General features: G+C 59.1%; 20 protein-coding genes and 1 pseudogene. 18 read left to right on the top strand and 3 right to left on the bottom strand.

Going from position 1 to position 21,741, the window contains the following annotated elements; all coding sequences use genetic code 11:
* Nucleotides 1-86: 86 nt before the first annotated feature.
* The 7 genes from NO360_RS17600 to NO360_RS17570 all read left to right on the top strand — a co-directional run bounded on the left by NO360_RS17600 (nt 87) and on the right by NO360_RS17570 (nt 4,868).
* Entirely contained in the window at nt 87-722 is a 636-nt protein-coding gene (locus tag NO360_RS17600; protein ID WP_256309157.1) for an IS6 family transposase, read from the top strand.
* A 339-nt stretch (nt 723-1,061) separates the two neighbouring features.
* Nucleotides 1,062-1,946, top strand: coding sequence for an aldo/keto reductase (locus NO360_RS17595; protein ID WP_256309156.1), 885 nt, complete (start codon nt 1,062-1,064; stop codon nt 1,944-1,946).
* 7 nt (nt 1,947-1,953) lie between these two features.
* Complete coding sequence (locus tag NO360_RS17590; RefSeq protein ID WP_256309155.1) at nt 1,954-2,712, top strand: class I SAM-dependent methyltransferase; 759 nt, start codon at nt 1,954-1,956, stop codon at nt 2,710-2,712.
* 206 nt (nt 2,713-2,918) lie between these two features.
* Nucleotides 2,919-3,464, top strand: coding sequence for a hypothetical protein (locus tag NO360_RS17585; protein WP_256309154.1), 546 nt, complete (start codon nt 2,919-2,921; stop codon nt 3,462-3,464).
* Nucleotides 3,465-3,593: 129 nt separating this feature from the next.
* The gene (locus NO360_RS17580) at nt 3,594-3,884 is read left to right on the top strand and encodes a DUF8069 family protein (RefSeq protein ID WP_256309153.1); all 291 of its coding nucleotides are present in this window, start codon (nt 3,594-3,596) and stop codon (nt 3,882-3,884) included.
* Nucleotides 3,884-4,219, top strand: coding sequence for a DUF7558 family protein (locus NO360_RS17575; RefSeq protein WP_256309221.1), 336 nt, complete (start codon nt 3,884-3,886; stop codon nt 4,217-4,219). Before NO360_RS17580 ends, NO360_RS17575 begins: the two co-directional genes overlap by 1 nt.
* A 49-nt stretch (nt 4,220-4,268) precedes the next feature.
* Nucleotides 4,269-4,868, top strand: coding sequence for a DUF7437 domain-containing protein (locus NO360_RS17570; RefSeq protein WP_256309152.1), 600 nt, complete (start codon nt 4,269-4,271; stop codon nt 4,866-4,868).
* Between the two features lie 23 nt (nt 4,869-4,891).
* Here the strand turns inward: NO360_RS17570 and NO360_RS17565 are convergent, their stop codons facing one another.
* A complete protein-coding gene (locus tag NO360_RS17565) occupies nt 4,892-5,638 on the bottom strand; it encodes a hypothetical protein (protein WP_256309151.1) in 747 nt (248 codons plus the stop codon).
* A 235-nt stretch (nt 5,639-5,873) separates the two neighbouring features.
* On the opposite strand from NO360_RS17565, the gene NO360_RS17560 reads away from it, so the two are divergent.
* Genes NO360_RS17560 through NO360_RS17550 form a run of 3 tightly spaced genes read left to right on the top strand, consistent with a single transcriptional unit; the run spans nt 5,874 to nt 8,827 of the window.
* Nucleotides 5,874-6,860 carry an ABC transporter substrate-binding protein gene (locus tag NO360_RS17560; protein WP_256309149.1) on the top strand — a complete coding sequence of 329 codons (987 nt, stop codon included), beginning with the start codon at nt 5,874-5,876 and terminating at the stop codon, nt 6,858-6,860.
* A gap of 9 nt (nt 6,861-6,869) precedes the next feature.
* Nucleotides 6,870-8,033, top strand: a complete 1,164-nt coding sequence (locus tag NO360_RS17555) for a FecCD family ABC transporter permease (RefSeq protein WP_256309148.1) — start codon at nt 6,870-6,872, stop codon at nt 8,031-8,033.
* On the top strand, nt 8,030-8,827 hold the full coding sequence (locus NO360_RS17550) for an ABC transporter ATP-binding protein (RefSeq protein WP_256309147.1): 798 nt from the start codon (nt 8,030-8,032) through the stop codon (nt 8,825-8,827). The genes NO360_RS17555 and NO360_RS17550 overlap by 4 nt, the downstream gene beginning before the upstream one ends.
* Before the next feature lie 713 nt (nt 8,828-9,540).
* Here the strand turns inward: NO360_RS17550 and NO360_RS17545 are convergent.
* Nucleotides 9,541-10,191 (bottom strand): HAD family hydrolase, encoded by a 651-nt coding sequence (locus tag NO360_RS17545; protein ID WP_256309146.1) that lies wholly within the window; start codon nt 10,189-10,191, stop codon nt 9,541-9,543.
* Nucleotides 10,192-10,320: 129 nt separating this feature from the next.
* Here NO360_RS17545 and NO360_RS17540 point away from each other — a divergent pair, with 129 nt between their 5' ends.
* The 7 genes and pseudogenes from NO360_RS17540 (at nt 10,321) to NO360_RS17505 (ending at nt 18,457) form a co-directional block, all read left to right on the top strand.
* Entirely contained in the window at nt 10,321-11,103 is a 783-nt protein-coding gene (locus tag NO360_RS17540) for a helix-turn-helix transcriptional regulator (RefSeq protein WP_256309145.1), read from the top strand.
* A gap of 310 nt (nt 11,104-11,413) precedes the next feature.
* The gene (locus NO360_RS17535; protein ID WP_256309144.1) at nt 11,414-11,590 is read left to right on the top strand and encodes a hypothetical protein; all 177 of its coding nucleotides are present in this window, start codon (nt 11,414-11,416) and stop codon (nt 11,588-11,590) included.
* Between the two features lie 198 nt (nt 11,591-11,788).
* Nucleotides 11,789-13,029: pseudogene (locus NO360_RS17530) on the top strand (RNA-guided endonuclease InsQ/TnpB family protein).
* A 362-nt stretch (nt 13,030-13,391) separates the two neighbouring features.
* Entirely contained in the window at nt 13,392-14,411 is a 1,020-nt protein-coding gene (locus NO360_RS17520; protein ID WP_256309141.1) for an alpha/beta fold hydrolase, read from the top strand.
* Nucleotides 14,412-15,211: 800 nt separating this feature from the next.
* Nucleotides 15,212-16,372, top strand: a complete 1,161-nt coding sequence (locus NO360_RS17515; RefSeq protein WP_256309140.1) for a cation:proton antiporter — start codon at nt 15,212-15,214, stop codon at nt 16,370-16,372.
* 800 nt (nt 16,373-17,172) lie between these two features.
* Entirely contained in the window at nt 17,173-18,069 is an 897-nt protein-coding gene (locus tag NO360_RS17510) for an SOSS complex subunit B family protein (RefSeq protein WP_256309139.1), read from the top strand.
* A 136-nt stretch (nt 18,070-18,205) separates the two neighbouring features.
* Nucleotides 18,206-18,457 carry a C2H2-type zinc finger protein gene (locus NO360_RS17505; RefSeq protein WP_345780221.1) on the top strand — a complete coding sequence of 84 codons (252 nt, stop codon included), beginning with the start codon at nt 18,206-18,208 and terminating at the stop codon, nt 18,455-18,457.
* Nucleotides 18,458-18,740: 283 nt separating this feature from the next.
* Here the strand turns inward: NO360_RS17505 and NO360_RS17500 are convergent, their stop codons facing one another.
* Entirely contained in the window at nt 18,741-19,151 is a 411-nt protein-coding gene (locus NO360_RS17500; RefSeq protein ID WP_256309137.1) for a hypothetical protein, read from the bottom strand.
* Nucleotides 19,152-19,563: 412 nt separating this feature from the next.
* Here NO360_RS17500 and NO360_RS17495 point away from each other — a divergent pair, with 412 nt between their 5' ends.
* Nucleotides 19,564-21,729, top strand: coding sequence for a hypothetical protein (locus NO360_RS17495; RefSeq protein WP_256309136.1), 2,166 nt, complete (start codon nt 19,564-19,566; stop codon nt 21,727-21,729).
* The last annotated feature ends 12 nt before the right edge of the window (nt 21,730-21,741 follow it).

Here is a 21,741-nt window from a genome sequence, read left to right as displayed (position 1 = left end):
GCCCCGTATCTGCCGGATTCGGAAGGGTGTGTCGGTCGTGTTTAGTTAAGGATGAAGAGTGAGGCGGGAGAATTTCTTGCTGGTCTATGGCAGAAATCGCCCGCCTCAGCGGATGCACGGACTGGATTGATTTGAATTTTGTGGAGCGACAGCGGACACCCGAGCGTGCGATGAAGCTCGGTATTCAACTCCAGTTAGCGGGGCTGTCGCTGTCGAATACTGTCTCTATTCTCGAAGAGTTGGGTGTCGAGCGCTCTCGTAAAGCAATCCACGATTGGGTGCAAAAGGCCGATCTACAGCCCATAGATGGCCGCAGCCCGACTCACGTTGCGCTCGACGAAACCGTGATTCGAATCAATAACGAGCAATTCTGGCTGTACGCCGCCGCCGATCCCGAGACAAACTATCTGCTGCATCTGCGGCTATTTTCCACAACAACGACCGCATTAACTGAGATTTTTCTGCGAGAACTCCGCCAGAAACACGATATCGAATCCGCCGTGTTTCTGGTCGATGGCGCTCAACACCTCCAAACTGCGCTGGCCAGATCTGGCCTCCGATTTCAAACTGAACGAAATGGAAATCGGAACGCCATCGAACGAATCTTTCGAGAGCTCAAGCGCAGAACTTCCCCGTTCTCAAACTGTTTCAGCCACGTTGAGCCGCAAACTGCTGAAAATTGGCTCCAAGCATTTGCCGCCTGGTTCAATGCTCCAAACTAAACACGACCTCCTCGCCTGTCCAAACCATCAAGAAGCAATCGTTAATCGGTACCACACGGGTCTCGGTCTGCAACAGAAGCTCACTGCGTCTCTCGATACGATCCAATAGGCCACATAGATTTCGATTCACACGGTATAATCTGGACTGCGTCAACGATCCACGGCTTCAGCCGTGGGCTTGCCGGTGGATTCTCGTTGTGCCGACACGGGTGTGGTGGACACAACTTTTGAGTTTTTGTGAATGAGTTTCGTGGCTACGGCCGGTATCATCGTGCTAGTCCTCCTACACGGCCAAAACGACCTGCAAACCATTATATTTGTCCCGTTTCGAACAGGTGTATGGAGACACGTCCGCTCGGCAAGACCGGTCACGACAGCACCGTCATGACATTCGGAACGATCGCGCTCAACTGGCTCGAACAGGACGGCGCGAACCAGATGGTCGAGCACGTCCTCGATTACGGCGTCAATCACTTCGACGTGGCTCCGATGTACGGTGACGCGGAACTGAAACTCGGTCCCAAACTCCGCCAGCACCGTGGGGAGATCTTCCTCGGGTGTAAGACCGAGAAACGGGACTACGAAGGCGCGTGGCAGCGCCTCGAACAGTCGCTCGATCGCCTCGGCGTTGAGAAGATCGACCTCTATCAAGTCCACGGGCTCGAATACGACGAGGAACTCGATGAGATCACTTCCGACGGCGGCGCACTGGAAGCCTTCCGCGAGGCCAAAGCGGAGGGACTGATCGACCATATTGGCCTGACGAGCCACAGCCGGCCGAATCTCATCCTCGACGCTATCAACCGCATCGATGATCTGGAATCACTGATGTTCCCACTCAATCCTGTGGTCGCCGGCAAGGACGATGATAAGTACGATTACGAGACCGTCCTCCAGCAGGCCAACAAGGAAAACATCGGCACGCTAGGTATCAAAGCCTTCGCCGCAGAATCATGGCCCGACACGGATGAGTTACCCGAGCGGGACCGTCCCTTCTGTAACTGGTATCGACCGGTCTGTGCGCCCGACGAGATCCGGGACCGCTTCGACTTCGCGGCCTCGCGGGGGCTGACCAGCGTCGTCAGTGCCGGTGACCCGAAACTGGTAACGATGATTCTTGAAGCCGCCGCCGACTACGACGGCATCGACGAGGCCGCTCAGCGGTCGCTGATCGAGGCCGCGCGCCACGACGACAGTCCGGTGCCCGAACAGCTCCACCACTGACGCGGGGATGGACGTTCCTCGAACGGTCACCGTCGCGCTCGCCGACCGGCCCGTCGAGGGCCGGCGCTGTCTCGAGGCCGGTGCCGGCGTCGGATCGACGAGCGGGGGGCTGCTTGCCGCGGGCGCGAGTCGCGTCTACGCGGTCACGGACGACCGCGAACACGCACGAACGACTCTGGAACGAGTCGGAGGCGAAAGTGGACGATTGGTTGGGGCCAACGGAGAGCGATCTGGGACCGCCGACCGACTGGCCGTCCTCGAAGCTGATCTCCACGCGATTCCATTACCTGACAAGTCAGTCGACCTGATTACCGCTCACGGGCTCTGTAACGTCCTCAACCCCGCAGCGCTTTCGGCGGTCGTCGATGAACTCCACCGCGTGGCCGCTCCCGGATCACACCTCGTCGTCGACGACTATGATCCGCTCCCCGATGACGCCGCCATCCGAGACCTGTTCGCCGTCGAGAACGCCGTGGCCGAACTGGCGACCGGTCGATCCGCCCTGACGTTCTACCCGTCGTCGTTCCTCCGGGATCTGTTCGTAGGCGACGGGTGGACCTTCGATCGCGAGCGAACGCTGCTCGATCCAGTCCCCTGGACTGCGAGTCACCTCTCGGCCCACGCCGACGCGGCCGCTTCGTTCGCCGTCAACTGTCCCGACGATGTTGGCGATTCGCTCGCCGCGAGAGCCGAGCGCCTCGCTGCCGAAATCGGTAACGAGTCGACCGGCCGGATGTACAGCCTCGCCTTCCGGTTGCCGACCTGACGGTCCTGTTGTATATGGGGCCGGCCAGATATCTTAACCAACATTTCGAATCAATACCGACACAGTGTTGGTTAACGCTGGGGCTGGATCCACTCCCTCGCCCCCACCCTCCACCCGACTCCTCGAGTGAGTGTATCCTGGCGGCCGGTGGGCTCGAACGGCCGTCGCGACGGGTTTTATCGGGCCACTGTTCGTCGAGAGCGAGTATGGTCGTCGTCGAGGAGGTCACCAAACTGAGCGAGCGCCGTACCCAAACCTCGTCCGAGGCGTTTCCGGACGATGCGCTGGCGTCGATTCGGTCGGCCGTCGAAGCCGTCCCGGCCAGCGTCTTCGACGGCTCGACGAAACACACGGAGGTCGGCGGCTTCGATGCCGCGATCGCCGACGGGCTCTCGCAGTACGAGTACGAAGGGGACGCCGCCGGCGGCTACAACCCGAACTGCAAGCTCTGGTCGCATCAGGGGTTTCACTACAGCGTCGACCTCTACGACGACGACGCCCGCATCGCCATCGAGGTCGAGAAAAGCGAGCGCAAGAACGTCAGCGACGACCTCCTCAAGTTCCAGAAGGGGTACCGCACCCAGAAAGACGGCCGACCGAAGATCGAGTTCAGCTGTCTGGTGGTGCCGGTGAACTATCTCGGCCGGCATAACCTCTACCAGCACAGTCTGACCAAGCTCGACTTTATCAAGGGCGTCCTGTTCATCGACGACGTCGCCGTCATCGGCTATCGCGATCCGCGACCTGACTAACGCTGTCCCTCCTGACTGTTTATCCGCGTCCCCAGAACGCGGAGCGTTCTGGTGTGCGCACGAGAACGCTGTTTCTCGTGCACGCCGGAAGGCGTGAAGCGCGCGACAGTGTGCGCTGCGTGACCCATTATGGCTGGTCCCGATCCTCACCACGACACGAGTGCCGACCACGAACAGTTCGAGAAAGAGTTGCTCGCCCAGGACCGCGACGCCACCAGCGTCGACACGGCGGACGTCGACGATGCCACAGCCCGTCGCTTGGTCGACGACCTCATCGACGCGGACGTCGTCACTCCGGTTCCCGAGGACCAAGTTCTGGTTCACGAGCCGAGTGGTACTGCGTTCGATTCAGCCACGCAGCTGGCCGTCTTCCACCGTGGTTGGACGGCCGGTCGCGACGCCGACGTGGAAGGTGAGTGATGCAGCAGACGCTCACTGGCTGTGCCTTCTGTGACGCCCCACCCGGCACCGAAGCCGGTGAAGCCCATACCTGGGGGCAGGACGAGCGGGTCACCCACCCGATCTGTGTCGACTGCGCCATCCAGACGCGGCCGGATCCCGACGAGCGCGATTACCACGCCTGCGACGGGTGTGGGCTCGTCGTTGACACGATCGCGGCGCTGACGCGGTTCCGAGTGGAACTCGGCCACCTAGAAGGCCCACTCCAACTCTGCGCCCGGTGTAGTCCCGGCGGGCCAGCTACCTACTGGACGCGCGACCTCGAGGAGCACCTTGTCACGGCGCCGGCGGAGTGACCCAAACACTCTCTACTGTTTCGCTGGAAACGGTCATTAGGAACGACCCGTGTCACGCACCTCGAATCGTGCTGATGGCGACATCATCCGCGACTTCCTCTCGGTTGCGAACCTCCTCAAGGAGTCGCAGCTCGCCCAACTGTACGCGTACCTCGTTCACGAAGACGAGGCGACCGTCCAGGACGTGATAGAAGACCTCGAGCTCTCCCAGGGGACGGCCTACAGAAACGTCAACCGGCTTGTCGACGCCGGCGTCGTCGAGGTCACCCACGACGAGCAACCTCGGCGGTACGCCGCCCGCGAGATCGACCTGACCGTGACGACAGCCGCCGGTGACCGTGAGTACACGATCACGCCAGTGCTGATCGACGCGGTCGGTCGTGCCGAAACCAACGACGATATCGACACCTACATCGACCGCCACGGCGTCGCCGGCCTGGCGACGACGCTCACTTACGCCGTCGCCCGCGAACGCGGCAATGTGACCCATCGGATGGTGGCTGAGGATCTCGATATCTCGCCGTTTGCTGCGGAGATGATCCTCCAGGCGCTCCGGCCGGTCGTTCACGAGCACTACGAAATCAAGGAAAATGGGGCGGGAATCGGCGAGTTGGACATCGACGACGGCGACGCGGCTGACGACGCGTGAGCCGGCTCCACATCGCCGACGGCTTATTCATCAAGGTTCGTCGCACGGTAGCTCCCGTTCGAAACGGGTTCGACTTCGAGGACAGGGCGTCCACGCCCGAGGAGTGGTCGAACCCATCCCTCAGTTTCGACGGTTCCCGTCTGTAGTTCCCCGCCGTCGGCAAGGTCGACGACGATACCATCAGCTCGAAGCTCTGCCACCGAAACGGCTCCGTCAAACTCACGGATGTGCCCATATTCGATGAACCGTCCGTGGTTCAGACTCGCTGTTCGACCAACGCCGGCGAGTGCTCCAATCACGCCCTCGCCGGTTCCGCCGTACTCGTCGAGGAACAGCCCAGACGCTTCAGCGAGTTCGTACGCTTGCCGCTCTTCGACCAGTTCTTCCGCTGCAGTGAGCCCGAAAGCACGAACGGACCGACTGACCGACGATCGGCGGCCCACACATAGCCCGGGATCGGACCCGTCCGCTGCGATATCGGTGAGGAAGGTCGAACAAACGTTGACGAGATCTTCACGTGACGTCCCTTCTGGAGTTGCACAGATGAGCGTCGCGGAACTATTGTGCGTCGTGTAGGGAACTCGTGGGTCAACGAGCAGTTGCTGACGAACGCTTCCACGCCACTCCACCGACGGTAAGGCCGTTGTCAGATGATCGCCCAAGAGTCGGCTGACCTTTCCGGTCCCGTACTCGCTGTCGATCGTGTCAGTATCGTCGATGCCGATCAAATACGTCGACTCCTCGATCAGGGTGTCAGGATCAACATGCATGGTGTGAACACAGGAGTTATATACTTATAGTCAACCCATCGTTGTATCAATGTCGAAACAGCGAAATCGACGACAATTCCTTCGAACGGCGATCGCGGCTGGGGCGATTACCGGGCTTGCTGGCTGCAGCGGCGGTCAACCGACTTCCACCGACACCACTGATCAGTCAACTCAAACGGACTCACCGACATCGACGACCACTACCGAAGGGAGTTCAACTCGGGAGATCGAGGATATGGTCGGTCGCACGGTAGAAATTCCGGGATCGGTCGATAGCGTCATCGCCGTCGGGTCAGGAGCACTTCGACTCCTGACGTATATCGACGCAACGGAGGAGGTTATCGCTGTCGAGGAGCTCGAAACGACGAACGAGAAGCGCCCGTTCCGACCGTATATTCACGCCAATCCCGAGCTCTCCGAACTCCCGTCCGTCGGCCGCCGGAACCGGCCGGATGCGGAACTTCTGCTTCAGCAGGACCCTGATGTCGTGTTCTGGGGCTGGGCAGAAGCCGGGGATGCGAACGACTTACAGAACCAGATCGAGACGCCAGTTGTCGTGGTCCAGCCGGGTGATATCAACGAAGAGAACCGGCCCCAGTTCTTCGGCTCGCTCGACTTACTGGGGGAGATCATGGGGACGTCTGAGACCGCTGAGAACCTCCAACAGTTCACGACGGAGACCATCGACGACCTTGCTTCCCGGACGGATGACGTTTCTGACGAGGACCGGCCGAGAAGCTACGTCGGCTACCTTGGACGAGGGAACCACGGTCTGACACGCACACAGCCGCTCTACACCCCGCTTGAGTTCGTGAACGCGAACAACGTTGCAAGCAACCTTACCGGAACGCTCACAACCACCAAAGGAGCCGCCCGGATCGATATCGACCCCGAGGAGATCATCGAGCAAGACCCAAGCTACATATTTATTGATATGGGGACGGTCCAGTACGACGCGCTCTTGGAGGAACAGTACCAATCCGTCACTGCCATTCAGAACGAGGACGTGTACACGCTGTTCCCGGTCCGGGAGTACTCGATCAACTTCGGGACCGCGCTCGCCAACGCATACTACGCCGGGAGCGTGCTCTACCCCGATCGGTTCAGCGACGTCGATCCAGTCTCGAAAGCGGACGAGATCTACGAGGAGTACGTCGGTGCACCCGTCTACGACGACCTCACGGGACCGTACGGGCGTGGGTTCGGCCGTCTCGAGTTCTAGGCAGTATCGATGGAGGATCAGTCACAGTCGGGGGACAAACGGACGCCGCCAGCCGACGGGTGGTGCGTCGACGTGCAGTCGCCCGGACCGAACACCCTAGATGGAGGAACGTCGACAGCCAGTGCGCTACTGGATCGATACCAGCAGCGGTACCGGAGAAAGCTCTCAGTCATCGCCGTCGTGTTGGGACTGCTTGTTGCCGTCTGGATGTATGCGGTCATCACGGGTCCGATCGATGTGTCGTTCACGGACCTCATCGCGATCGCCGCCGGACGAGACACCGGAACCGCGTATCAAGCCGTCTGGAACATCCGACTCCCACGGATCGTTGCCGCCGTCGGCGCTGGCGCGGGGTTAGCCGTCGCAGGGACGGTGCTACAGAGCGTTCTCCGGAATCCGCTTGCCTCGCCGTACACGTTGGGTATCTCTCAAGGAGCGGCGTTCGGTGCCGCGTTCTCGATCGTCGTGTTAGGGACTGGTACAACGAGTGGCAGTGGGCCGATCCTCTCGGTCGTAGACCCGTATCTCACCACAGTCTCGGCGTTCGTGGGTGCGCTCTCGTCGACAGCAGCGATCTTTCTCGTCGCGAAATACAAGCGTGCCTCGCCCGAAACGTTGATTCTGACGGGGATCGCTCTCGCGTCCCTATACACCGCGGGAACGACCAGTATAGAGTACTTCGCGACGAACACCGAACTTGCCGCGTTGGTGTACTGGAAGTTCGGCGACGTCGGGGGCGCCACCTGGGAGTTCAACGGCCTCCTGTGGCTCGGCGTTATACTCGTGACAGCGTACTTCATTCAGCGTGCGTGGGCATACACAGTGCTGAATGCAGGTGATGAGACCGCTCGGAGTCTGGGCGTCTCGGTAGAACGAACCCGTCTCACAGGAATGGTATTCGCGTCGTTCATAACGGCGCTTGTTGTCGCGATGTTTGGCATTATCGGATTCGTTGGGCTCGTAGTACCCCATATCACGCGACGCCTCCTCGGCGGCGAAGAACGGATCCTGATTCCCGCATCGACGGTCGCCGGCGGCGCGTTACTGCTCTCGGCCGATACGGTGGCACGGACGATCATCTCACCAATCGTCCTCCCGGTCGGGATCGTCACGTCCTTTGTCGGCGTTCCACTGTTCTTGTACCTGATTCTCCAAGGGAGGGAGTACTGGTGACTACCGAACCGACTGACCCGACAGATCCGCCGACGATCACGTTCGATGGAGTAAGTGCTGGATACGACGGCTCAGCCGTCATCTCTGACATTTCCTTTGACGTACAAAGCGGCGAAATCGTCGGATTATTGGGCCCTAACGGCGTCGGGAAGAGTACGCTTCTGAAGTGTGCTGTCGGGATCCTTGACCCACTATCCGGTTCGGTCCGTGTCAACGGTCGTCCCGTCGACGACTACGAACGAGATGCGCTCGCACGTACTGTCGGATATGTGCCCCAGAGCGAGCCGACGAACTTCCCCCGGACAGTGTTCCAAACAGTACTCATGGGGCGAAAACCACACTTTGGCACACGGCCAGGGCCGCGTGATCGCCAAGTCGTCGCGACCTTATTGGATTGGTTGGAACTTGACGAGTTCGCGATGCGAGATGTAAACTCACTCAGCGGTGGCCAACATCAGAAAGTGATCCTCGCTCGCGTGTTGGCTCAGGAGCCCCGCGGGCTGATCTTGGACGAGCCGACAAGTGATCTCGACATCCGGCACGAAGTGGAGGCGCTTTCACTACTTCGGGATGAGGCTCCCAACGGCCTCGGAATCTTACACGCGATGCACGATCTGACGCTCGCAACGAGATACAGCGACCGGATCGTGCTACTCGGCGAAGACGGGGTCTATTCGCAAGGCCCCCCGAGCTCTTTGACGGCAGCTGATGTGTCGAATGTGTACGGCATCGACGTCACAATTCACGAAGTCGACGACGAAATCGTGATCATGCCGCAAGAGTCTCGAGAGTAGCTGCATCGGTGATCTGGAAAAATCGACCAACGGTGTGTTGATTTGGCAGAAAATACCCGCCAGACTCCAGCTGCGTAAAAGCCTCAACTCATTACAGTCCTGTGACGGTGCGAGAGGCGGTCTTACTCCCCCTCGTTCAGGTCGTCCAAGAACCTCTGTGCGCCTCAGTCTTACAGTATTGTGGGTCCGGGAGATATCCTACCGCCTTGCGCTATGCGCTCGAGAGACATCATCTCCCGCTATCTGTGGTGCCCTCGCCCTTTCTGAGTCCGACTAGGGCGGTAGCTGCCGCACCGAGCGACGTGGCCAGCTAGACAGATGTGTACGTGACGGCCCGCCTCGCTCGCCGCTTCCGCCCTCCGCGTCGCTCGCGACCGACCATTCCGGGCGTGCGGGCGCTCTCCGCACCGCGAGCGCCCGTTCCGGGCTCAAATGTATGTGCCCTCGACGCCAGCGGGTAAGTGCGGGGGGTTGCGCGGCGTGGCTGCTCACCACCGACTGGGAAAGCTCTGATCAAGGTGCCAAAGAACTGCGGACATAATGGTTGTTTTCGTCCCAGGGATTGCTGAATCCGCTGATAGTAGATTTACCCACCGAGTTTTGTTTCGGTCGTTTCCTCCGGCCGCTGATGACTATTCGACAAACAAGTGTTTCTATCTCCGTCAGTGAAGCGGGAGTCGCATGAACGGTCTTGTTGGCTTCGGAACTCTACTTTAGAGTGCGTTGTGGAGTTGCCAGAGCGAGGAGACCTCGTATGTCGGAGCAACATCAGCCTCGCTCTCGGCCGTGTGGTCGCGTAGTAGCAGTGCTGAGTCAATCCCGACGTTATCGGCCGCTTTGATGTCTATTTCTCGGTCCCCAACGTACAATGCACTCTCGGCATCAAGCGTCTCCATTGCAATCTTGAGGTTGTATGGGTTAGGCTTCCGGCGTTGGAATTCGGACGGCGTGAACCGACAGCCCTGCACCGTCTCGAAGCAGCTCGCCAGGTTGAACTGTTGCAGGAGGAACGAGAGAACGCGGGGATGGTTGTCACTGACCACGCCCATCGGGTAGTTCAGCTGCCGAACGGCGTCGATGTCGTCATACACTGAGCGAAGACCCGACCGAATCTCGGTTAGTTGCGCCTGAACTCCTTCGCGGGCGGCCGCCGCAAAGAAGGTATCACGTTCGATTTCAGCCGACCGACAGCGCTCGGTAATGGACGAGAGGTTGCCCCGCAAGAAGTCTGAAAGTATCTGCTCGGGTGGAGTGGACAGTTCGAACCGTCGCTGTACACGGCGCATCGCCTCTGTCATGGCCGTCCTGTCGGGCATTTCTGCGATAACACCGTCACAGTCGAACAGTACCGTATCGTAGCTCATCGTGAACGGAAGCTATTCCGTCAGATGAATAACGCTATCTGGTGGGAGGTGTTCGAGGGGTGAGCAGTGTTCAGGGGGTGGACGTAGCGCATCGAAACAAGGAAGTGTCAAAACACTTGTGACGGAGTTATGGAGAGCTCAGTTGAGGTCGCACTTGAGCGACTAGAGTTCCTCGTTGCGTCCCCGAATCGGTACCGATTACTGCGGTTGCTCTCCGAGAGTGCGGCACCGGGCGACGCGCTCGGCGAGGAACTCGACTTACCCCGATCGACGCTTCGGCGGAACCTCACTGCCCTTGAGGAACAGGGGTACATCTCCCATGTCGTAACGGAGAACAGATACGAGATCACCGTAGCGGGTGAAATCGCGTGCGAAGCAGTGGGAGACGCACTCTCGGCGGTTGAGCTCGGGTCGTCTCTCGGCCCCTTCTTCGAGCGTTTCCCGGCCGGTCTCCCGGTCAGTCCGGACACGCTGACGTCGTGTGACATAACGGTGTCCACGACCGACACCCCCTTCGAGCCGCTCTACCACGTCCGCCGGAGCGTGATGAATTCGACTTCTGTCAGGGGATTCCTTCCGACAGTCAATCCGCTCTACATCGAGACACTTCACGAGTGTATTGTCGAGGATCTGACTCTTGATATCGTCGTCCCGCCGGGGGGATACGAATCTGCGAGTCCTGACTACGACGAGGCGCTCAAGGCTATCAACGCGTCCAAGAACATCACGCTCTACGAATCAAGTACGGTTCCGGAGTACGCACTCGGAATCGTCGATGACACGGTCCTCCTCGGGGCGTTCGACGAACGAATGCGAACCCATTCAGTGCTAGAGGCCCCGTCGCACTCGGAACTCCTAGAGTGGGCAGCGGAGAAGTACGACCAAGTCAAAGCCAACGCCACGTCACACTGAGAACCCGTCCTGAACCTCGGCGTGCAATTTGCCGACGCCGTGAATGTGACGCACTCTCGGTTGGCATCTCCAGTATCGGGCAGTAGTCAAGGCTGGCCGGGCTGCTGCTACGTAGCTCGTCTGTACTTATCGCCCTGAGCCAAGTATGACAGCTGTTCTACAGCACCCGATTCTGACTGTGTAGTACAGTAGTGTTTTTGAGCGCCTGCAAAGGGTGCAGGCGCGTTCGGTCGTGCCTGCACAGCACAGGTGATTCGAGATGCAACACCACCAGCAACAGATGTACCGTCAGCAGGGAGCGCGATGACCGATGTCGGTTGACCTCACAGAGATCGAGGAGACTGAAGTCGAACTGGAGGAGTGGCTAGTCGGACAGGCCGAGAATGGCATCCCCGAAGTCGTCCTCATCGGGCTACTTCGTGACTACGCTGACGACATCGAGTATCTCGGCTATGTCCCGCGGATGTGGGGCCACAGCGACCGATGATGTGACTCCAACTCGACGTGCTTGTGTTGGTTTTTCGCGCCCGGAACGGGCGGAGGCGCGACGTGATCGTGCCTTCACCAGAGAGGAATTGAAAATGAGACGACGTTGCCAGACCAAACCCGACAGTAGTTTTCCGAGAATCGTGCAGTCAACTGGAATCTGCGAAGGCGTGCCCTGGATGCAATATCGTTCAGAGCCATGAAACGAACGAATACGTTCGATATCGCTCCCGACTCTGAAACAACAGAAGAGATCCTTACGCGAGTGCTGGACGCGTCGGCAAGCCTCTGGAATAAACTCACCTACGACCGCCGCCAGCAGTTCTTCGATGGCGAAAGTGTCTGGGAGTGCGATGGCTACTACGACGAGTACGTCGACGTGCTAAGCGGAGCGACGACCCAACAGATCGCTCGCGTGAACGATACTGCGTGGCGATCCTTCTTCGAACTTCTCGGCGATCCTGAGTACGATCCGAGTCCCCCCGGCTACTGGGGGAATCAAGACGATGGCCGAGAGCTCCGAACCTACATTCGAAACGATTCGTACACCATTCAGTGGAATAGGCGGTCCCGACTGGAAATCCGCATCGGTATGGATCTCAAAGACGAATACGGATTCGGAATGTACGAACGGCTTCGGTTACCGGTTCGGGGCAATCCGAAGTGGTGTGGTGACGGTGGTCGACTCGAAATCTCGTACGACCCGGTCGAAGAGACGTACCGTGTGCATCAATCCGTAACCATCGGCGATGTCGAAGAGAGCAGACCAGATGGCTCTGAGGCCGCTGCACTCGATCTCGGCGCAAACGTGCTCGTTGCTTGTACGACAACAACCGGTGGGCAGTATCTCTACAGTGGCCACCACCCATTCGAGCAGTTTCGCGAGACGACTAACGCTATCGCCAGCGCTCAAGCGAAACTCCCTGATGGACAACACACGAGTCAACGAATCAAACGACTCTATCGCAAACGCTCGCGGCGACGTGACCACGCAGTAAACGCACTCCTTCGGGACTTAGTCGAGCGCTTAGAGGCAGCTGGTATCTCAACGCTCTACCACGGCGATCTCACCGGGGTGCCGGCGAGTACTGGTCGGTGGAGGCGAACCTCAAGGCACGGTCGTTCTGGGCACACCGACAGTGCATTGATCGACTCTCATCCGTCTGCGAAGAGTACGGGATTGACGTAGAAACAATCTCCGAGGCGTGGACGTCCCAGACCTGTCCGAAGTGTGGCGAGCGGGACCGAACACGCCGGCATCAAGAGACACTCACCTGCCCGTGTGGCTTCGAGGGACACGCTGATCTCGTTGCGTCGAAAGCGTTGCTTGCGCAGGCGACGAGCCCGACAGTCAGGCCGACGGCACGGCCCGTGCGGTTCCAGTGGGACGATCACCAGTGGCATCCCGTCGAGGGTGCCGCGGTGTTGCCCAACGAATAGCGCATAAACCCGCAAGGTGCCGCCGTAGCGTCATCGACGCTAGCGAGCGGACGCTCCTACGAATGGAGTGGATGTCGACCCGCTGGACGCTCGCTTTTTGAACTGATACGCCGAACACAACTATTACAGCTCTGAATGTATTACTAAATTCAGACACATTCTCAGGAGCGTGCTGCATACACAGCGCTTATTCACCAAGTACTCATTACCAATCAAAGGTTGGTGGTATTGGAATGGAAAGTGGGACTATGGTTATCGTGGGCGAAGATCAAGCTGGAATAACCATGTCAACGACAGCCAGCGTTCTCGGCACGTGGCAACCACCGGGAATGACTATCTTGTCTTGCAGCTTCTAGACTAGTATGAGTCGAAACTGGACACGGTGGACTGCTGGTGGCGTGGGGCTCCTATTCGGGGTAGCGGGCGCTGCGCTGTGGCGCTGGAAGCATCGCCGGCTCGCCGACCTAGCGACAGGCAGTGAACTCGTCGAGACCGACCACGGTGCGATTGAAGTTTCGCGACGGGGCTCGGGTTCGCCCGTCCTCGTCCTCCACGGCGCCCCGGGCGGGTACGACCAGGCGCTCGCGTTCGGCGAAGCGATGGTCGACGACGGCGTCGAACTCATCGCCCCTTCTCGCCCGGGCTACCTGCGGACGCCGCTTGACGGTGCCGCCACCCCGAGCGATCAGGCGGCTCTGCTCGACGCACTGCTGGACAAACTTGAGGTTGAGGAGGCGCTGGTCATCGGACTCTCGGCTGGCGGCCCGTCCGCTCTCCACTTGGCGTCTGAGTATCCCGAGCGCGTCACGGGCCTCGTGCTCGCATCGGCTATCTCCACAGAGATCGACGACCGAATGTTCGATACGGGCAGCCCCATCGCCGATCCGATACTAACGTCCACACCGGTCCTCGACGCCACGTCTGGCCTTATGGAACTTCTCCGTCGCGCTAATCCGGACCACCTCCTCGGACTCATGCACGGGAGTCTGTCGACGCTGGAGGGAGCAGATCTCGAAGAGTACGTCGAGTTCGTCAGGGCGACCCCGGAACAACGCGAACGGTCGCTAGAATTCATCCCGACAGTCCTCCCCACGAGTGTACGTATTGATGGGACGCGCAACGATGAACGATGGTGCCGGGAACTCCCCCTCGTCGACTACGGGGAGATACGGTGTCCCACGCTCGTGGTCCACGGAGAGTTTGACGCGGCGGTTCCCATCTCCCACGCCGAGTTTCTCGCCGAGACGGTGCCCGACGTCGAACTTCACCGCGTCGAGGCCGACCACCTCGTCTGGATCGGCCCCGATGCCGACCGTGCTATCCAGCTTGTACGGGAGTTCACACAGTCAGTGACTGAAACCGCTGGACGAACGGAACTATAGGCGAGAGAGCCCTCGTTACCTCCACAGTCGATGACAGTGGTTAGAAGGCGGGCTGAATTCACAGCTCGTCTTCAGCAGTTGGTTCTGGTCGTACACGAATCTTAGCCGGAGACTCCTTCTCTCAGCAATTGTGACTACTTAATACAGCAGATACCGATACTGGTCAAAAAGAGCAGTCATTGGACGCCAAAAGTCGTCGAGTGACGGATTCACCACGACGGAACACTAATCAGATATTGATGTGTTTGGTCTGCATAGAGAGTGACGAGCCACAGCGGCCGTTTCGAAGGGCTGTGATTTGTTTGTCCTTGCCACCGTCATCGGCACTCTAATCGGCTTTGGTGGCTTTAGAGATCCGCTGCAGGAAGTAGTTCCCTCTGCTGTCGGAATTGGGTTTGGATTATCTGTGACCTACTACCTATACCATCTCGTTAGTAATGAATCCGACACGACTGAATAGCTGGACAGATAGCGATGATTAGCGTTCGTTCGCCAGTCTATTCAGCAGACGATCCAGTTCGCTGCTTATGAACCGCTACCCCTACTTCTACTGTCGTGCTAAACTCATGCTCTATATCTTGAACGGCACTTCTGACAGCAGCCGGGTAGATCGAGAGCGGTCGTGCAAGACACACAGCGGGTATCTCGCGCGTGAGTACCCCAATTTCGCTGAGGCTGAGATCGTTCGATTCAGAGCGTGTATGGAACGGCGGAACAGTCGCTACACTCGTGCGTTTTGTTAGTCAAAGTTCTCACCTTGGGAGCAAGAAACAAGCATATTCGAGCGCATCTCGTTGCTGATGGCGGATATACTGCTGGTGGTCGGCGTGACGTTGTTGGTCGCCTTTGTTTTCGGCGAGGTCCTCGAACGGGTGGGTGAACCTGCTCTCGTCGGTGAGATCATCGCAGGACTGGTTCTCGGGCCGTCTATCATTGGTCTCATTGACTACGATGAGACATTCGCCGTGTTCGGGATGATCGGCGCAATGCTCCTCTTTTTCGATATCGGCTACGAACACCTCGACCTCACAGAACTCCTGTCAGTTGGTTCTGCCGCCATCAGTATCGCGCTATTTGGGATGATAATACCCGCAGGCACCGGCCTCGTACTCGGCCTCGCGTTCGACTATAGCGTCGCCGAGAGTGCTTTTCTGGCACTCGCGCTCTCGGTGACTTCTATCGCCGTAACCGCTCGAACGTTACTTGACCTACACCAGCTCGATTCGCGTGTCGGGCATCGTGTTGTCGGGGCCGCGGTCGTGGACGACGTCGTAGGCCTTCTCGCGTTTGCACTGCTCTTGCTCGCAGTCTCCGGGGACGGTACCATCGAGGCCGTGGCGACTCTTGGACAAGTGATTGGGTTCTTTGCCCTGGCGGTGATCGCTCGGTTCACCGTTATCCAACAACTCTCGTCACTGTTGGCGCGCTCACGACAGATAGAAGCAGACATACTGGCCCTCTTTAGTGTGATTTTCCTCGTTAGTTTCAGCGCGGAGGCGGTCGGTCTCGATGTTACTCTCGGAGCGCTCATTATTGGGCTGCTTGTGGGTGAAGATGAGCGTCTCTCGCGGTTGGAAGTCCGTGAGGGTGTCGCCGGTATCGCGTACGGGATGTTTATTCCGCTTTTTTTCGCAGGCGTGGGAGCACAAATCGATCTCCGTGTCCTGACCACTCTTGACGCATTCGTCATCGCCGTCGTTACATTCGGTCTAACAGCGAAGTTTGTCGGCGGGTTCGTCGGCAACCTGATTGCGGGCGGAGATATCCGCGAGTCCGCCGCGATCGGCGTCGGTATGACTCCGAAGACGGGAGTCGGACTGGCGATCATCAGCACCGCTCTCGCAGCGGGATTCATCTCAGGACGGCTGTTCTCGGCCTTCGTAGCGCTCGTACTGGTGTCCGTATTGATCTCGCCATCTCTTCTTCAAGCTGTGTTGAGCCGGACAAACAGCCCTGACTAACGACGCTTTGAGATATGCGCGTTGTATCTCGCACGGCTGTCGAACAACTTCTTTGAACTGGCAGAACGTTCAGTGGTCAATTCGCACTTCTAACTAACGGCTGTTTCGTCGTTGATGTGCTGGAATGAAGGATGGGCTGCTGCTGACTACATCCTCTGTATGCAGCAGGCCCGTTCTCTCAAATTACAGGAATTTCAGCACAAGATCGATGTTCGGTAAGCAGGCGCACTGACACCTCCTATTTTGGTGTTTCTCTCCGGCCCGCCCCGCTCGCCGCATTCCGCCCTCCGCATCGCTCGCGACCGACCATTCCGGGCGTGTGGGCGCTCTCCGCACCGCCCGCGCCCATTCCGGGCTAAAGTGAATCTGGTCTCGACGCCAGCATTAAGCGCGTTTTCGGTTGCGCCCCTCGCGGGCTTTCGCGTTCCAGCGCTTTGGGCCGTTCCGCACGGCGAGCCACCCCACGGCTCGCCGTGCTCACGACCGTCGCCCTGGACACGGACCCGCAGTCCGGGCCGGACACGAGAAACGGCTTAAAGCTGGCCGCTCGCTCCGTGCGGGTCGCTGGAAGACTCACTTCGTTCGTCTTCCAAGCCTCACCTCGCTTCGCTCGGTGAGACGGCGCGCGGTGCTGGTTTGGTGACCTTCCTTTGGCGCGCTCTCGCTCGCGCCCCAAGGGGCGCTCACGAAGGCGCGAGCGAGAGCGCGCAGATGGTTCTGTCGGGCGTTGTCGTCGAAGAGCCGCGATGTAGGAGCATCGCGGTGTCGGGCGCTGAGCGCCTTCGGATCAGTGAGATCCAATGTCAAGTAAGAACGTTACCAGTCAAGTAGTTTCGGTCGATGAACAGGCATTCGAAAAAGCGGACGAAGCGGCGGTCGATGAAGAGGGCTTCGAGGTCGTCGATGAGACCCCGGAGTTCCAGGCGACGGTGCAGATGGAGGTACAGGCAAAGGTCGATGCAAACCACCCGGACGGGATGGTCGACACCAGCGAAGAGCGGATTTACGGTGCGACCCTTGAACAGGAAGAGCGCATTCGGGCGCGGGAAGCCGAACTGGAGCGCATCAGTGCCCAGGCAGAGCTGGGGACGCAGGAAGGTCGGGAGAAGCGGACACGAGACATCGCGGCGAGGAGGAGCGCTGAGCGGCGTGCAGAGTTCCAGAAGCGGGCGGCGAGCGTGAATCCGATGGCTGACCCGGAACGAGGTGATCCCCGTGCAGAACTCACGCAGGAGCAGTTGGCGGCAGTGAACAAGCAGTCGATGCGGCTGGCGAAGAAGCTGGATGGCTGGTCACGAGCAGCGATTGGTCGGCGGCTGGGTGAAGCCGTCGTCGGTGGAAAAGACCTGATGGGTGCGGTCGTCGGGGTGTTTGAGGAGTTGCAGACCGCGCCGGGACAGGTAGTTCCCATCGGGATGCTCGAGGACGTCAATCGCAAAGAGATGAGTGTTGAAGGTCAAATCGAGGTGCTCTGGGATAGTGACTCACCAGCCATCGCTCAAGTTGGCCTCATCGCGGACGAGAGCGGGAAAACCAAGGTGACGATCTGGGAGAAATCGAATGCCCCGTGGATCGAAGAAGGCGAACAGGTGCGTATTCACGGAGCGGCGAGAAATTGGTACGAAGGACGCGTCTCACTGGCCGTCACTGGGTGGTCGACCCTGCATTTCCCCGAGCGCGGTCGGTGGTGGGAGTAGCCGGTCATCGCGGCTCTCTTTTTTGCTACGTGCCGGACCGACCCAGACCCCGCCGCCCCACCCTCCGCTCCGTGCTCGTCCCGGTGGTCGCTGTGCGCGCAGCCACGACCTTGAGAACAGTTTTTCTGGCGCCGCGATGGGTGCCAGCGCAAGCAGACCGGCGAGTGACACAAAGATGTACGAATGCGACTACTGTGATGCCACGTTCGAAGCGGTCAGCAACCTCGGTGGCCATATTGCCTCCGCACATCGGTACGGTGAAGTACTCGAGGCAGGCGATCAGGTCCCCCTGTTCCAGACGCTGACTCGCCTTGCCGAGCATCTGATTTGCCTCCTCAATCGCTCGGGTCGCTTTCTCGACGTGAGGGGCCGTGCGAGATCCCCCTAACTGATTCCTGTACGTCGAAAGGTCTACCCCGTACGTCTCGATCGCGACGTCGAGGTGGCTAGCGAGACCAGTAATCTTCCCCGAATCAGGTGGCTGGACGGTGTGGGTCTGGAGACTCAGAGTCAGATAGACGGCCCCAACAGTCAGCAGATACGTCGCCCCAGATATTGCCAGAGTGTCGACGGCCACACGTTCGAGCCAGAACCCGCCCGTGATGAGGCCGAACGCGGTCGTAACTGCACCACTCACGGCCAGGCCAGACCGACCTGATGTCTCATAGTGTTTACTGTAAGTCATTACCGGCGCTCCGCCAAGACGGGTCGGCGGAGCGCCGGTAAACAGTTACAGTAAACACTACCAGTACGTATCCAGCGACGTACGAGCAGGTTCCTGCCGAGAGTGTCCATACGGCGAGCAGTATGGTCAGGATGCCAATCCCTCCCGTGCCCCGATACGCGAGACCCAGCAGTATCAGCCCTCTCCCGAGGCCGAACAGGTCGCTCGTGGTGAGCCACCAGCTATCGATACGCCGTTCGGTGATGTCGACCGCAGTGAGTAGGAGCAGTCCACCATCGACCAGGGTGAGCAACCCGAAGAGGAGGAGAAGAGTCTCGACGGACAGCAAGGTGTCGGTGAGCACGTTGATGAACAATCCGGCGCCCAGACCGACCGTGTAGAGGCCCCGAACGAGCAATACGAGCCTCCAACCCCCGCGATCGGTAGGCTATCCTGGGTTAGAGCGCCGGGAGGATCGGTGAGAGGTTGCTCCGTCATACGAGTTCAAACTTAGCCATCAGTATATTAACTCCGGGGGGGCTATCAGTAAAGTCGCATAAATATCACCAGTTGACTGAAACCCGGTGTCTCACCGACGTAGTGCCTCGCTATACACTCATCTTCGAGATATTCTCCCAGGGGGTGAAAAATCCTTTTAGCGATGTCGATAATATGCCATTATATGGTCGGCCATATGATTGATAACACACCACACTTCGCGAGCGTGCTCCGAGTGTATCTATCACGGACATGATGACGCTCCAGTCACAGAATCGTCAGACCACCTCGAGAGGTAGTAGATTGCCAGAGGACACACAGTCCACGAGAAAATGGCGGGGAAAGTAGCAGGCACGTACGGGCCGGTGGGCGAGGCTCTGGTGCTCCACAAGAGCTTCGAGAACGCACTCGTCGATTGGCGAAGGGTCACGTCCAAACCGAAGGGAAAGCTCACCCTGTGGTCCTGGATCGACAACCTCCGGGAGACCAGTCAGAACGAGGAGTGGGGAAAGGACGACGATCTCCCGAGTCATCAGGACCTGAAAGACGTTCTCGACCCCAGGTACAAGAGATACTCCTCCGTCGTAGAACGACGGAGAGAGAAACTCGAACGGAGCACCGACAGGCTGGTCACCCACCTCGAAAGTCCGTCGTTCAGGCAGGCGTTCTGGCGAACGAAGTCCCCCCAGCAGTCGACCACGCTTCCTCCCGGGATGGAACAGAAAGCGGCGGAGTTGATCGAAGGTCTGTCCGGAACCAAGGTGGGACTCGACTTCATTCGACGCCAGTTCAGCGATGAGACCCCGGTGTTTCCGCCGAATGTCCTTCTGGAACAGTTCCCCGGACACCAGATCGACCCCTCGAAATCACTCGACGAGCAGGTATCGGAGTTCAGGCAACACCTCTCCGAGTACGAGAAGCTGTCGACGTTCGCGATGAATATGTTCCCGGGTATCGTCCAGTTCCTCCGAACCAAACACACCACGGAGGAGGTGAAGAAAGCGAACCAGTTCTGGCGGACACTGATCTCGAAGTTCGTCGACCCGACGAAGCTTCAGCAGACCTCGGGGGCGGGGGAGGCGAGCAAACTCGCACAGAGCTTCGAGGACCAGATGGTCGCGATCGGGGAGGAGATCGTCAAGGACGAGGAGTCCAAGATAGGGAAGAGTACCAAACCCGACGCCGAGCGGCTGATGACCGGGAGAAACGCGGTCATCGCAAACACAGTCATCGCCGCAGCGATCCGGATTCCGCGAGCGATATTACAGTTCGACAAGGTGCTGGGCGATCCCACGCTCCAGAACGTATTCGAGTTCACCAAGATCTTCGCCGAGGTCATCGACGACGGGCTGCGGCTGTACGATCGGCTCGCAGATATCGTCGCCAAGGACGCAAAACACAACCTCAAGAGACTGCGGAAGACCTTCCGGTCCTTCCTCGGGAAGACGCTCGCAGTCTTCTCAGTGGTGGATATGTGCCTCGATCTGAAACGCGCTCAGTCAGCCTTGCGATACGGAGATAAGTCGGTCGCGACCGGTGCCTTCCTCGCTGCCGGCGGTCAGGGCCTCCTGTTGCTATCGACTGTCGCGTACACGTCAGTTCTGGGTCCAGTAGGGCTCCTCGTTCTTGCCGTCGGAACCCTCTTGATCATCTTCAGCGCCGATTCCCCCATCGAGCGCTGGTTACAGAACTCCTATTTCGGGACGGAGTGGTTCGACCCCATCGAAGCGTTGCAGGGTGGCTCTGTGGATGCCCTCCTGAAGACAGCCGCCAAGTACGAGGATCCGAGCGAGATGGCATTCAAGTGGGGAGAGTTCCGCGATCCGAAGAAGGACCTCCGACTCTGGAGACCGAACTTCCCCCGGCAGTTGTCCGCGTGGTTCTCGATGCAGCGGGGGTTCAAACTCGACGAGCCCGACCTGAAGTACGAGAGTGGGGAGTTCAAGACGAAGCTGGAGGTGAGCGAGTTGAAATCCACCCGCTCGCACACACAGATAAACGTCCGACCGTGGGTGACAGTCCCCGTCGAGAAGTTCTTGCCCGGGCTCAGCCAGTACTGGAGTATCTTCCCTCTCCGGCACCTTCTACAGAAAGCCAAGGGCAACACGAAGGTATCGGGACTCGCTCCGGTGACACACAGATTCCGGGTGCCAGATCTATCCAAGAGTTGGAACGAATTCAAGACGGTGTATCCGAAGATCTCCGGCAAAGCCGAGAACGGTGCCGAGTTCGAGTTCCAGTTCAAATGTCCGGGCAGTAAGGGGAGGGATGAACAGGAAGTCACGTCGTTCTGGGGAACACTCGAGAGCGCAGATTGCGAAGACGTGTTCGGCGTCTCGCGACAGGAACTGACTGCGCCTGGCCAACAGGGATGGGTAGAGGTGGAACTCCTCCAGCCCGATCTGTTCCCGGACGTGGCTGGCGGGGCGATCGAGAGCGAAACGCACCGAAGTCCGTTCGTCGTCCGGGGACGAGCGAAGATAGACGAGGACCTCTGAGGAGAGTCTTCG

It is taken from the genome of Halobellus litoreus (assembly GCF_024464595.1).
GTDB lineage: Archaea > Halobacteriota > Halobacteria > Halobacteriales > Haloferacaceae > Haloquadratum > Haloquadratum litoreum.
This window is presented reverse-complemented; position numbering and strand designations above follow the sequence as displayed.

What these genes read in the sequence shown, in the direction of transcription:
- NO360_RS17600 (WP_256309157.1), top strand. Translation starts at nt 87, where the DNA reads ATGGCAGAAATCGCCCGCCTCAGCGGATGCACGGACTGGATTGATTTG.
- NO360_RS17595 (WP_256309156.1), top strand. Translation starts at nt 1,062, where the DNA reads ATGGAGACACGTCCGCTCGGCAAGACCGGTCACGACAGCACCGTCATG.
- NO360_RS17590 (WP_256309155.1), top strand. Translation starts at nt 1,954, where the DNA reads ATGGACGTTCCTCGAACGGTCACCGTCGCGCTCGCCGACCGGCCCGTC.
- NO360_RS17585 (WP_256309154.1), top strand. Translation starts at nt 2,919, where the DNA reads ATGGTCGTCGTCGAGGAGGTCACCAAACTGAGCGAGCGCCGTACCCAA.
- NO360_RS17580 (WP_256309153.1), top strand. Translation starts at nt 3,594, where the DNA reads ATGGCTGGTCCCGATCCTCACCACGACACGAGTGCCGACCACGAACAG.
- NO360_RS17575 (WP_256309221.1), top strand. Translation starts at nt 3,884, where the DNA reads ATGCAGCAGACGCTCACTGGCTGTGCCTTCTGTGACGCCCCACCCGGC.
- NO360_RS17565 (WP_256309151.1), bottom strand. Translation starts at nt 5,638, where the DNA reads ATGCATGTTGATCCTGACACCCTGATCGAGGAGTCGACGTATTTGATC.
- NO360_RS17560 (WP_256309149.1), top strand. Translation starts at nt 5,874, where the DNA reads ATGGTCGGTCGCACGGTAGAAATTCCGGGATCGGTCGATAGCGTCATC.
- NO360_RS17555 (WP_256309148.1), top strand. Translation starts at nt 6,870, where the DNA reads ATGGAGGATCAGTCACAGTCGGGGGACAAACGGACGCCGCCAGCCGAC.
- NO360_RS17545 (WP_256309146.1), bottom strand. Translation starts at nt 10,191, where the DNA reads ATGAGCTACGATACGGTACTGTTCGACTGTGACGGTGTTATCGCAGAA.
- NO360_RS17540 (WP_256309145.1), top strand. Translation starts at nt 10,321, where the DNA reads ATGGAGAGCTCAGTTGAGGTCGCACTTGAGCGACTAGAGTTCCTCGTT.
- NO360_RS17535 (WP_256309144.1), top strand. Translation starts at nt 11,414, where the DNA reads ATGTCGGTTGACCTCACAGAGATCGAGGAGACTGAAGTCGAACTGGAG.
- NO360_RS17520 (WP_256309141.1), top strand. Translation starts at nt 13,392, where the DNA reads ATGAGTCGAAACTGGACACGGTGGACTGCTGGTGGCGTGGGGCTCCTA.
- NO360_RS17515 (WP_256309140.1), top strand. Translation starts at nt 15,212, where the DNA reads ATGGCGGATATACTGCTGGTGGTCGGCGTGACGTTGTTGGTCGCCTTT.
- NO360_RS17510 (WP_256309139.1), top strand. Translation starts at nt 17,173, where the DNA reads ATGTCAAGTAAGAACGTTACCAGTCAAGTAGTTTCGGTCGATGAACAG.
- NO360_RS17505 (WP_345780221.1), top strand. Translation starts at nt 18,206, where the DNA reads ATGGGTGCCAGCGCAAGCAGACCGGCGAGTGACACAAAGATGTACGAA.
- NO360_RS17495 (WP_256309136.1), top strand. Translation starts at nt 19,564, where the DNA reads ATGGCGGGGAAAGTAGCAGGCACGTACGGGCCGGTGGGCGAGGCTCTG.